We start from the raw sequence: 11,924 nt of genomic DNA, 5'->3' as shown, positions 1-11,924 counted from the left end.
GGGCTCCTCAGCGCAGCTTGGGGTCGAGGGCGTCGCGCACCGCGTCGCCGAGCATGATGAAGGCCAGCACCGTGACCGCCAGCGCCGCGGCGGGCCAGAGCAGCATGTGCGGCGCGTTGCGGATGTACGGGGAGGCGGCGGAGATGTCGATGCCCCAGGAGACGGCCGGTGGTTTCAGGCCGACGCCGAGGTAGGAGAGGGTTGCCTCCAGCGAGATGTAGGTGCCCAGGGCGATGGTCGCGACGACGATGACGGGGGCGATCGCGTTGGGCGTGATGTGCCGCAGCAGCATGCGGGAGTCGGAGGCGCCCAGCGCCCGGGCGGCCTGGACGTAGTCGTTCTGCTTGGCGGTGATGACGGACCCGCGGGCGATACGGGCGATCTGGGGCCAGCCCAGCAGCACGATGAAGCCGATGACGGGCCAGACCGTGGAACTGGTGACCACGGAGAGGAAGACGAGTCCGCCCAGCACCACGGGGATGCCGAAGAAGACGTCGGTGAGGCGGGAGAGCAGGGCGTCCCCGGTACCTCCGTAGAAGCCCGCGAGGCCGCCCAGCACCCCGCCGAGCAGGGAGACGCCGAGCGTGGCGCAGACACCCACGGTCACCGAGGTCCGTGCCCCGTAGACGGTGCGGGTGTAGACGTCACAGCCCTGCCCGTCGAAACCGAAGGGGTGGCCCGGCTGCGAGCCTTCCTGGGCCTTGGCCAGGTCGCAGTCGAGCGGGTCGAGGCTGGTGATCAGCGACGGCCAGATCGAGATGACCACCAGGAAGAGGATGATCAGCCCGGAGATGATGAAGACGGGGTTCCGGCGCAGGTCCCGCCAGGCGTCGGACCACAGGCTGCGCGGTCTGCCGGAAGGGCCGGTGCCACCGGGGCCGCCGGGTGTCTTCTCCAGCGTGGCGCCCTCGTCCATGGCGAGGTCCATGGCCCCGCCCGCACCGGCCCCCGAGATCGCTCCGCCCCCTGACGCGTCGTCCCACGGCTTCGGCTCAGGCATAGCGGATCCTCGGGTCGAGTACGGCGTACAGGAGGTCGACGATCAGGTTCGCGGCGAGGAAGACGAGGACCAGTACGGTGACGAAGCCGACGACCGTCTGGGTGTTCTGACGGAGAATCCCCTGGTAGAGCTGGTAGCCGACTCCGTGGATGTTGAAGATCCGCTCGGTGACGATCGCCCCGCCCATCAGGGCTCCCACGTCCGTACCGATGAAGGTGATGACGGGGATGAGGGAGTTGCGCAGCAGATGGCGCACGACGACCCGCCTCCGGGGCAGTCCCTTGGCGACGGCGGTGCGCACGTAGTCGGCGCGGGTGTTCTCGGCGATCGAGGTCCGGGTCAGCCGGGTGACGTAGGCCAGCGAGACGGAGGCGAGGACGAGACCGGGGACGATCAGTTCGTCGAGGGGCGCCTCCGAGGAGACGGACGGTGAGATGACACCCCAGTTCACTCCCAGGAGGAGCTGGAGCAGCAGACCGGTGACGAACGTCGGCACGGAGATGACGACCAGGGTGAGGACGAGGACACCCGTGTCGACGGGCCGGCCGCGGTGCAGACCGGTGACGACACCGAGGCTGATGCCGATGACGATCTCGAACACGATCGCGACGAGGGTGAGCCGGATGGTGATGGGGAAGGCGGTGGCCATCAGTTCCGTGACCTTCTGGCCGTTGAACGCGGTGCCGAAGTTCCCGGTGAAGACGTTGCCCATGTACGTCAGGTACTGCTGCCAGACCGGCTTGTCGAGGCCGAACTCGGCGCGCAGCCGGGCGGCGGTCGCCGGGTCGCACTGGCGGTCGCCGCAGAGGCCCGCGACGGGGTCACCCATCACGTTCACCATGAGGAAGATCAGCAGCGTGGTGCCGAAGAAGACCGGGATCATCTGCAGCAGCCGCCGGATCACATAACGTCCCATGCGGGGCTCCGGAGGTCGGGGCGGACGGGCGAAGGGCCGGAAGCCGGGCTGCCGGCGGGCGGTCGCCGCGCCGGCCGTCCGGCCTCAGTGCGTCACTTGACCTTGATCTGGTCGTACACCGGCACGCTGAACGGGTTGAGCGAGACGTTCTCGACGCGGTCCGAGTAGCCCGCGCTGCCGTTCTGGTACCAGAGCGGGATGACGGGCATCTGCTCGGCGAGGACCTTCTCGGCGTCCTGGAAGGTGGTGACGGCCTGCGCCTTGTCGCTCTCTCCGTTGGCCTTGTCGACCAGGCCGTCGAACTTCTCGTTGCTCCACTTGCCGTCGTTGGACGAGGCGTTCGTGTAGTACAGCGGCTGGAGGAAGTTCTGGATCAGCGGGTAGTCCATCTGCCAGCCCGCGCGCCAGGCGCCCGTCAGCTTCTGGGTGGAGACCTGGCTGCGGAAGTCGGCGAAGGTGCCGACCGGCGCCCCGACACAGGCCTTGTTGTTCCCCATGACGTTGTTGATGCTGTTGCAGACGGCGTCCACCCACTCCTTGTGGGAGCCGGTGTCGGCGTTGTACGAGATCTTGAGCTGGCCGCCGGGGATGCCGCCGCCCTCCTCGATCAGCTTCTTCGCCGCGGTCTTGTCGTACTCGCAGGGGGAGCCGCACAGGCCCGGCTTGTAGCCGCCGTCCTTGCCGAGGACGGGGGAGGTCCAGTCGGTGGCGGGGGTGCGGGTCTTGCGGAAGATCTGATCGGTGATCTGCGCGCGGTTGATGGCCATCGACAGGCCCTGGCGCACCTTGGCCGCGTCCGGGGTGTTCCACGCCTTGACGTAGAACGGGAAGGCGAGCGTCTGGATGATGCCGGCCGGGGTGTTGATGTAGCGGTTGCCCAGGTCCGCCTGGACGTTCTTGAGCTGCGAGGCGGGTACGTCGTCCACCAGGTCGAGGTTGCCCGCCGTCAGGTCGGTGTAGGCGGTGTTGTTGTCGGTGTAGACCTTGAGGTCGATGCCGCCGTTCTGCGCCTTGTCCGTACCGGGATACCCGTCCCACCGGCGCAGGTTCATCGAGGAGCCCTTGGTGTAGGTCTCGATGGTGTACGGCCCGTTGCCGACCGGCTTGGCCAGCCAGGCGTCGTGGTTCTCGTAGAAGGTCTTGGGCAGGGGCACGAAGGCCGCGTAGCCGAGCGTGTCGGGCCAGAGCGAGAACTTCTGCGACAGCTTGACCGTGAAAGTCGTGTCGTTGACGACCTTGAGGCCGGAGAGGGTGCCGACGGAGGCCGAGCCCGACTCGGGGTGCACCGTGTCGTAGCCGTCGATGTACTGGAAGAAGTAGGCGTTCTTCTGGTTGTTCTTCAGTGCGGCGCCGTAGTTCCAGGCGTCCACGAACGACTGGGCGGTGACCTTCTCGCCGTTGCTGAAGGTCCAGTTGTCCTTGATCGTGATCGTGAAGTTCTTGGAGTCCGTCGACTCGATCTTCTGGGCGATCTCGTTCTTGGCCTCACCGGTCTTGGGGTCGTACCGCACGAGGCCGCGGAAGACCATGTCGAGGACCTTTCCGCCCTGCACCTCGTTGGTGTTGGCGGGCTCCAGCGGGTTCTGCGGGTCCCCCCAGGAGGAGCTCACGATCCCGTCGGCGCCGCCACCGCTGCTGCTGCCACCGCCGCAGGCCGTCGCTGCCAGGGCTACGGCGACCGCGCAGGCGGCCCACCTCACCTGTGTGGCTCCGCGCATGGAGTGCCTCCTCGGGTTCCCGTGAGTAGCTCAGTGCCCCATATCACCCCATATCAAGGTATGACGCATGTTCATGTCCTCCGTACGTGCGCCGGGACGCGCGGAGGCGCCCGGCCCCTTGGGGGGCCGGGCGCCTCCGCGCGGCGCGGCGACTAGGCCGCGTGCACCACGTCCTTCTCCTCGGCGAAGTGGCACGCCGACTCGTGAGCGGCGGGCGTGTCCGAGGCCCTGAAGCGCTCGGGGATCGCCAGCAGCGGCACCTCGGTGGCGCACTTGTCCTGGGCCTTCCAGCACCGGGTGCGGAAGCGGCAGCCCGACGGCGGGTTCGCCGGCGAGGGGACGTCACCGGAGAGGATGATCCGGTCACGGCCCTCACGGGCGTCCGGGTCCGGGACCGGGACCGCCGACAGCAGCGCCTGGGTGTAGGGGTGCGTCGGGTGGTCGTAGATCTGCGTGTCCGTACCGATCTCGGCCATCTTGCCGAGGTACATGACGCCGACCCGGTCCGAGATGTGCCGGACGATCGACAGGTCGTGCGCGATGAAGAGGTAGGACAGGTTGAACTCGTCCTGGAGCTTCTCCATCAGGTTGATGACCTGTGCCTGCACCGACACGTCGAGCGCGGAGACCGGCTCGTCGCAGATGATGATCTCCGGGTTCAGCGCGAGGCCGCGGGCGATGCCGATGCGCTGGCGCTGACCGCCGGAGAACTGGTGCGGGTAGCGGTTGATGTACTCGGGGTTGAGCCCGACGACGTCCAGCAGGTCCTGGACCCTGCGGCGCCGCTCGCCCTTCGGGGCCACCTCGGGGTGGATCTCGAACGTCTCCCCGATGATGTCGCCGACCGTCATGCGCGGGTTCAGCGAGGTGTACGGGTCCTGGAACACCATCTGGATGTTGCGGCGCACGGCCTTCAGCGCGCGGCCGGACAGCTTGGTGATGTCCTGGCCCTTGTAGAAGACCTCACCGGCGGTGGCCCGCTCCAGCGTCATCAGGAGCTTGGCGACCGTCGACTTGCCGCAGCCGGACTCACCGACGATACCGAGCGTCTCGCCCGCGTACAGGTCGAACGAGATCCCGTCGACCGCCTTGACGGCGCCGACCTGCTTCTTGAACAGGATGCCCTGGGTCAGCGGGAAGTGCTTGACCAGGTTGCGCACCTGCAGGATCGGCTCCCCCTGCGCCACCGGGGCGTCGACGGCCGCCACGGCCTCGGCCTCGGTGGCCGCGTTGACCGTCCCCACTTCGGTGACGTTCGGGGTGGCGTCCACGGGCTCCTTCTTGAGCTCAGCCATGGATCGTCTCCTTCCAGAAGTGGCACGCGCTGCCGCGGCCGACCAGCTCGGTGCCGTCCTGCTCGGTCACCGGAAGCAGTGCCGGGATCTCCGTACGGCAGATGTCCTGCGCCATGGTGCAGCGCGGGTTGAAGGCACAGCCCGAGGGGACGTGCAGCAGGTTGGGCGGCAGCCCCTTGATCGCGTAGAGCTCCTGGCCCTTCTGGTCCAGGCGCGGGATCGACTCGAGAAGACCCTTGGTGTACGGGTGCGCGGGGCGCTTGTAGATCTCGTGGACCGGGGCGGTCTCGACGATCCGGCCCGCGTACATCACGGCGATCTTGTCGGCGACGTCGGCCACGACACCGAGGTCGTGGGTGATGAGGATCAGACCCATGTTGAAGTCGCGCTGGAGCTCCGCGAGCAGGTCCATGACCTGCGCCTGCACCGTGACGTCGAGCGCCGTGGTGGGCTCGTCCGCGATGATCAGGTCGGGTTCCAGGGCCAGCGCCATCGCGATCATGATGCGCTGGCGCATACCGCCGGAGAACTGGTGCGGATAGTCGTTGATCCGCTCCTTCGCCGCCGGGATGCGCACCCGGTCCATCAGCGCGATGGCCTTGGCCTTCGCGTCCTTCTTGGACATGCCCTTGTGGACACGGAACATCTCGCCGAGCTGGTAGCCCACCGAGAGCACCGGGTTGAGGGAGGAGAGCGCGTCCTGGAAGATCATCGCGATCTTCTGTCCGCGGATCTGCCGGCGCTCCTCGTTGCTCATCTTGAGCATGTCCTGGCCGCGGAAGAGGATCTCGCCCTTCGGGATGCGGCCCGGAGGCATGTCCAGGATGCCCATGATCGCCTGCGCGGTCACGGACTTGCCGGAGCCGGACTCGCCGAGCACGGCGAGGGTCTCGCCGGCACTGACGTGGTAGTTGACTCCGTTGACGGCCTTGGCGACGCCGTCGCGGGTGTGGAACTCCACGTGCAGGTCGCGGACTTCGAGCAGCGGGCCGCTCTCGTCGTTCGAACCACGCGGAGCAGGAACATCCGCCGTCTTGTCGATGATGGTCATGTACGCCTCCCTCAGCGCAGCTTGGGGTCGAGGGCGTTGCGTACCGCATCGCCGAGCATGATGAACGCCAGGACGGTGATCGACACCATGACCGACGGGATGATCAGGACGAACGCGGCGTTACGCAGCTGCTCCTGGCCCGAGGAGATGTCGACACCCCAGGACACGGTGGGCTCGGCGAGGCCGATACCCAGGAAGGACAGCGTGGCCTCGGCCGAGATGTAGCCGCCGAGCGCGATGGTCGCGACGACGATCACCGGGGCGATCGCGTTGGGCAGGATGTGACGGAGCAGGATGCGGGTGGTCGAGGCGCCGAGCGCCTTGGCCGCCATCACGTAGTCGGCCTGCTTGATCGTCAGCACCGAGCCGCGTGCGACACGGGCTATCTGGGTCCAGCCGAGGAAGGCCAGGGCCAGGATGACGACCCAGATGTGCCGCTCCTCGAACGAGGTCAGGACGACCATCGCGCCGAGGATGAACGGGACGCCGAAGAAGATGTCGGTGACCCGGGACAGGATCGTGTCGATCCAGCCGCCGAAGTACCCGGCCAGCATGCCGACCACGGTGCCCAGGACGGTGACGAGCGCGGTGACGACCACGGCGACCATGATCGAGGCGCGGGCGCCGTAGACGACACGCGCGTAGATCGAGCGGCCCTGGATGTCGTAGCCGAACCAGTCCTCCTGGAAGAAGTTCCCCCACTTGGGCTTCTGCAGGTAGTGGTGGGCCAGGTCCGCGTAGCGCGGGTCCGCGCCCGTGAACAGGCCGGGGAAGACCGCCATCACCAGCAGGAAGACGATCAGGATCGCCGACACCACGAACAGCGGGCTGCGCCGCAGGTCGTGCCAGGCATCCGACCACAGGCTGCGGGGCTTGCCTGCCGCGGCCGCGGGGACCGGCGCGGCCGCAGCCTCGACGGTCGGGTCCGGGGTGGTTTCCTTGAGCGTCTCAGGCATAACGGATCCTCGGGTCCAGGACCGCGTAGAGCAGGTCGACGAGCAGGCTGGTGACGAGATAGACGATGACGATCAGCGTCACGATGCCGACGACCGTGGCGCCCTCCCGGTGCTGCAGCGCGCCGAACACGGCCCGGCCGACACCCTGGACGTTGAAGATGCCCTCCGTCACGACCGCGCCGCCGAGCAGCGCGCCGAGGTCGGTGCCGAGGAAGGTGACGACGGGGATCATCGAGTTGCGCATGAGGTGGACCCCGACGACGCGGCGTCGCGGCAGCCCCTTGGCCACTGCGGTCCGCATGTAGTCGGCGCGCAGGTTCTCCGCGACCGACGTACGGGTCAGCCTCGCGACGTAGGCCAGTGACAGCGACCCGAGGACGACGGCGGGCAGGAACAGTTCGCTCCAGTTCGCTTCGGCGCTCACGTTGGGATCGACCCAGCCGAGCTGGAAGGCGAAGAGGTACTGGCCGAGGAAGCCGAGCACGAACGAGGGCACCGAGATGAGCAGGAGCGTCAGGATGAGCAGCCCGCGGTCGCGCAGGGTGTCGGCCTTCAGGCCCGCGAAGACGCCCATGGAGATGCCGACGATGACCGTGAAGAGGAAGGCAAACAGAGCCAGCCGGATCGTGATCGGGAACGCGTCCGCGATGGTGTCGGCCACCGGACGTCCGCTGGCGATCTCGGTACCGAAATCCCATTGGAACAGACCCGTGAGGTAGTTCCAGTACTGGTGCCACAGCGGCAGGTCGAGACCGAGCTTGTGCTTCATTGCCGCGATCTGCGCCGGGTCGACGGTCTGTTCGCCTGCCAGTGCGCGCACGGGGTCGCCGGGAAGCGCGTACATCATGGCGAAGACCAGCATTGTTGATCCGAGGAAGACCGGGATCATCTGGAGCAGTCGCCGCGCGACATAACGCCCCATGTTTGCCTCCGATAGGGATAATGCAGCCCAGGGGCCGCTCTCCGGATGCGGAGAGCGGCCCCCGGGGCCTACTGCCTGGTGTGGGCGGCTGATGGCCGAGTGGGGGCCCTCAGGCGTGTGTTACTTGACGGTGACGTCGGTCATGACGTAGTCGCCGCGGTAGTCGATGCCGACGTTGTCGACGGCCTTCGAGTAGCCACCGTTGATCTTGTAGTTCCACAGCGGGATCGCCGGCATCTTCTGCAGGACGAGCTTCTCCGCGTCCTGGTAAGCCTTGATCGACTCGTCCAGGCTGGCCGCGTTGTCGCCCTTCTTGAAGGCCGCGTCGACCTCCTTGTCGGAGAACCGGCCGTTGTTGGCCTCGGCCGTGGTGCCGTACAGCTCGCGCATGAAGTTGACGTTCAGCGGGTAGTCGGCCACCCAGCCACCGCGGTACATCGACTTGACCTGGTTGTTGTCACGCGCTTCCAGGTCCGTCTGGAAGTCCGGCTTGGCGTCCGGGGTGCAGTCGACCCCGGTCGAGTTGCGGATGGACTCGCAGACAGCGGTCACCCACTCCTTGTGGCCGCCGTCGGCGTTGTACTGGATCCAGAGCTTGTTCTCCGGAACGCCGCCGCCTTCCTTGATGAGCTGCTTGGCCTTCGCCGGGTCGAACTTGAACACGTCGGTGTTCAGGTCCTGGTTACCCGCGACGCCCGGAGGCGTGAAGCTGGTGGCGGGCTGACGGGTGCCGTTGAGCACGGTCTTGGTGATCGTGTCGCGGTCGATACCCATCGACAGACCCTGGATGACCTTCGGGTCGATGCCCTTGAAGGTCTTCGAGTAGAAGACGGGGACGAGCGACTGGACGGCCGCGTACGCCTGGTCGACGGTGCGGTCGCCGAGGTCCGTCTTGTACTTCGGCAGGTCCTTCGGGCCGATCTGGCGGATCATGTCCAGGTTGCCGGACAGGAGGTCCTGGTACGCGGCCTCGACGGTCGCGTAGTTCTTGAACAGGATGCCCTTGTTCTTGGCCTTGTTCGGACCCTGGTAGTCCGGGTTGGCCTTGACCTGGATGAGCTTCTTGTGGTCCCACTTCTCGAAGACGTAGGGACCGTTGCCGACCGGCGCCTGGCCGAACGCCTTGGTGTCCTTGTAGAACACCTCGGGCAGCGGGGCGAAGGTGTAGTAGCCGAGCTTGTACTCGAAGTACGGCACGGGCTTGTCCAGCTCGATCGTGAAGGTGGTGTCGTCCACCGCCTTCAGACCGGACATCTCCGTGCCCTTGGGGTCACCCTTCTCAGGGTGGACGTCCGCGTAGCCCTTGATGTCCTCGAACCAGAAGGCGTTCTGCTGGTTGTTCTTGATGTTGGCGTACCAGTTCCACGCCTTGATGTACGACTCGGCGGTGACAGGGGTGCCGTCGTGGAACTTCCAGCCGGGCTTGAGCTTCACCGTCCACGTCTTGTTGTCGTCCGACTTCACGGACTCCGCGTTCGTGTAGACGATGTTGCCCTTGGCGTCGAATTCCAGGAGCTGGGTGAACAGGGCCTGGATGACGTAGCTGCCGAGCGACTCGTTGGTGTCAGCCGGGATCAGCGGCTTCTGCGGCTCGCCGACGTCGACGGAGACGTAGCCCGCAGGCTTGCCCTTCTCCTTCGAAGCCGAGTCGCCGCTGTCGTCGTTGCCGCCGCCACAGGCGGTCGCGGCCAGGGCGATGATTGCCGCTCCCGCGACCCACTTGGCGCTCTTGGCACCGCGCATGGGTTTCCTCCTCATGAGTCCACTTTTGACTACAAGAGGGGCACTGCAGAGATCCACCGACACCCCTGACGGTGATCGTTTCCAGTGCCCCGAGTGTGCTCGTGAGTCCGCACTCCCCACAGTGCGTCGACCCATTGACCCGAGCTCAATGGAGCCAACTATTAAGGAACACCGGGCTGTAAACCACACTTAAAGGGTCTCGGTTTGACAACATCAGCAAGCCATGGTTGCCCGAAATCCGGACAAAATGATCCCAGACAGACACCCCCGAAACGGACCGTTAACACATGTTCCGGAGAGCGACGCCCGATAACCGGACACCTCGGTCGGAAAAACCGTTTGACGAAAGGCCCGGGCCCCCACAGTCTCTGCGGGGGCCCGGGCCTCATGACAACGGCTCTGCGCCGGCGGACGGCCGGCGGACGCCGACCGTCCGGTTCAGCCGTTCTTCGCGCGCGAGGCCGTGCGGCCACGCTGCTTCTGGTCCAGGACGACCTTGCGGATGCGCACGGTCTCCGGGGTCACCTCGATGCACTCGTCCTCGCGGCAGAACTCGAGCGACTGCTCCAGGGAGAGCTTGCGAGCGGGCACCACGTTCTCGGTGGTGTCCGCCGAAGCCGCACGCATGTTGGTGAGCTTCTTCTCCTTGGTGATGTTCACGTCCATGTCGTCGGCGCGCGAGTTCTCGCCGATGATCATGCCCTCGTAGACCTCGGTGCCCGCCTCGGTGAAGATGACACCGCGCTCCTGGAGGTTGACCATCGCGAACGGCGTGACCGTGCCCGCGCGGTCGGCGACCAGCGAGCCGTTGTGACGGGTGCGCAGCTCACCGAACCACGGCTCGTGGCCCTCGAAGATGGAGTGCGCGATGCCCGTACCGCGGGTCTGCGTCAGGAACTCCGTGCGGAAACCGATCAGGCCGCGGGAGGGGACGATCCACTCCATACGGACCCAGCCCGAACCGTGGTTCGTCATCGTCTCCATGCGGCCCTTGCGGGTCGCCATCAGCTGCGTGATGGCGCCGAGGTGCTCCTCGGGGGAGTCGATGGTCATGCGCTCGATCGGCTCGTGCGTCTTGCCGTCGATCTGCTTGGTGACGACCTCCGGCTTGCCGACCGTCAGCTCGAAGCCCTCACGGCGCATCTGCTCGACCAGGATCGCCAGCGCGAGCTCACCACGGCCCTGGACCTCCCAGGCGTCGGGGCGCTCGGTGTCCAGGACGCGGAGCGAGACGTTACCGATCAGCTCACGGTCCAGACGGTCCTTCACCTGACGGGCGGTGACCTTGTGGCCCTTGCCGCCCTTACCGACGAGCGGCGAGGTGTTCGTACCGATGGTCATGGAGATGGCCGGCTCGTCGACCGTGATCAGCGGGAGCGCGATCGGGTTCTCGGGGTCGGCGAGGGTCTCGCCGATCATGATGTCCGGGAAACCGGCGACCGCGCAGATGTCGCCCGGGCCCGCCTTCTCGGCCGGCTTGCGGGTGAGCGCCTCGGTCATCAGGAGCTCGGTGATGCGCACGTTGGACATCGTGCCGTCACGCTTGATCCAGGCGACCGTCTGGCCCTTGCGCAGCTCGCCCTGCTCGACGCGGCAGAGCGCGATGCGGCCGAGGAAGTTGTCGGCGTCGAGGTTGGTGACGTGGGCCTGCAGCGGGGCCTCTTCGTCGTACTCGGGAGCCGGGACGGTGGAGAGGATCGTCGTGAAGAACGGCTCCAGGCTGTCGCTGTCCGCCGGGACGGTGCCGTCCTCGGGCTTGGTCAGCGACGCGACGCCGTCACGGGCGCAGGCGTAGACGATCGGGAACTCGATCTGCTCCTCGTCGGCGTCCAGGTCCAGGAAGAGGTCGTACGTCTCGTCGATGACCTCGGAGATCCGCGAGTCCGGCCGGTCCGTCTTGTTGATGCAGAGGATGACCGGCAGCTTGGCCGTCAGCGCCTTGCGGAGCACGAAACGGGTCTGCGGGAGCGGACCCTCGGAGGCGTCGACCAGCAGGACGACCGCGTCCACCATCGACAGACCGCGCTCGACCTCGCCGCCGAAGTCGGCGTGGCCGGGGGTGTCGATGATGTTGATCGTGATCGGGTCCCCGCCGTCCTTGGGGTGATACTTCACCGCCGTGTTCTTGGCGAGGATCGTGATGCCCTTCTCACGCTCCAGGTCGTTCGAGTCCATCATGCGTTCGTCGAGGTTCTCGGCAGCGTGCGCCGCGAAGGCGCCGGCCTGCTTGAGCATGGCGTCGACCAGGGTGGTCTTGCCGTGGTCGACGTGGGCGACGATGGCTACGTTACGGATGTCGTGACGCGTGGGCATGGGTGGCTTG

General features: G+C 66.7%; 9 protein-coding genes. All 9 read right to left on the bottom strand.

Annotated elements, in window-relative coordinates; all coding sequences use genetic code 11:
• Positions 1-7: 7 nt before the first annotated feature.
• Positions 8-1,000 (bottom strand): ABC transporter permease, encoded by a 993-nt coding sequence (locus ACH4VO_RS00805; RefSeq protein WP_360997882.1) that lies wholly within the window; start codon positions 998-1,000, stop codon positions 8-10.
• Positions 993-1,916 (bottom strand): ABC transporter permease, encoded by a 924-nt coding sequence (locus tag ACH4VO_RS00800; protein WP_360997884.1) that lies wholly within the window; start codon positions 1,914-1,916, stop codon positions 993-995. Before ACH4VO_RS00800 ends, ACH4VO_RS00805 begins: the two co-directional genes overlap by 8 nt.
• Positions 1,917-2,008: 92 nt before the next feature.
• Positions 2,009-3,634, bottom strand: a complete 1,626-nt coding sequence (locus tag ACH4VO_RS00795) for an ABC transporter substrate-binding protein (RefSeq protein WP_360997886.1) — start codon at positions 3,632-3,634, stop codon at positions 2,009-2,011.
• Positions 3,635-3,786: 152 nt separating this feature from the next.
• Positions 3,787-4,929, bottom strand: a complete 1,143-nt coding sequence (locus tag ACH4VO_RS00790) for a dipeptide ABC transporter ATP-binding protein (RefSeq protein WP_360992958.1) — start codon at positions 4,927-4,929, stop codon at positions 3,787-3,789.
• Complete coding sequence (locus ACH4VO_RS00785) at positions 4,922-5,980, bottom strand: ABC transporter ATP-binding protein (protein WP_360992961.1); 1,059 nt, start codon at positions 5,978-5,980, stop codon at positions 4,922-4,924. Before ACH4VO_RS00785 ends, ACH4VO_RS00790 begins: the two co-directional genes overlap by 8 nt.
• A gap of 11 nt (positions 5,981-5,991) precedes the next feature.
• Positions 5,992-6,936, bottom strand: a complete 945-nt coding sequence (locus ACH4VO_RS00780) for an ABC transporter permease (protein ID WP_360992963.1) — start codon at positions 6,934-6,936, stop codon at positions 5,992-5,994.
• Positions 6,929-7,858: an ABC transporter permease gene (locus ACH4VO_RS00775; RefSeq protein ID WP_360992966.1), complete on the bottom strand. Its 930-nt coding sequence runs from the start codon at positions 7,856-7,858 to the stop codon at positions 6,929-6,931. The genes ACH4VO_RS00780 and ACH4VO_RS00775 overlap by 8 nt, the downstream gene beginning before the upstream one ends.
• Positions 7,859-7,978: 120 nt before the next feature.
• Positions 7,979-9,601: an ABC transporter substrate-binding protein gene (locus ACH4VO_RS00770; RefSeq protein ID WP_360992968.1), complete on the bottom strand. Its 1,623-nt coding sequence runs from the start codon at positions 9,599-9,601 to the stop codon at positions 7,979-7,981.
• A 438-nt stretch (positions 9,602-10,039) separates the two neighbouring features.
• Positions 10,040-11,914 (bottom strand): translational GTPase TypA, encoded by a 1,875-nt coding sequence (gene typA, locus ACH4VO_RS00765; RefSeq protein WP_360992971.1) that lies wholly within the window; start codon positions 11,912-11,914, stop codon positions 10,040-10,042.
• Positions 11,915-11,924 lie beyond the last annotated feature (10 nt).

The organism is Streptomyces sp. NPDC020780 (assembly GCF_044334475.1).
Classification (GTDB): Bacteria; Actinomycetota; Actinomycetes; order Streptomycetales; family Streptomycetaceae; genus Streptomyces.
Note: the sequence above shows the minus strand (reverse complement) of the source record. Positions and strands in the feature narration are given on the sequence as shown.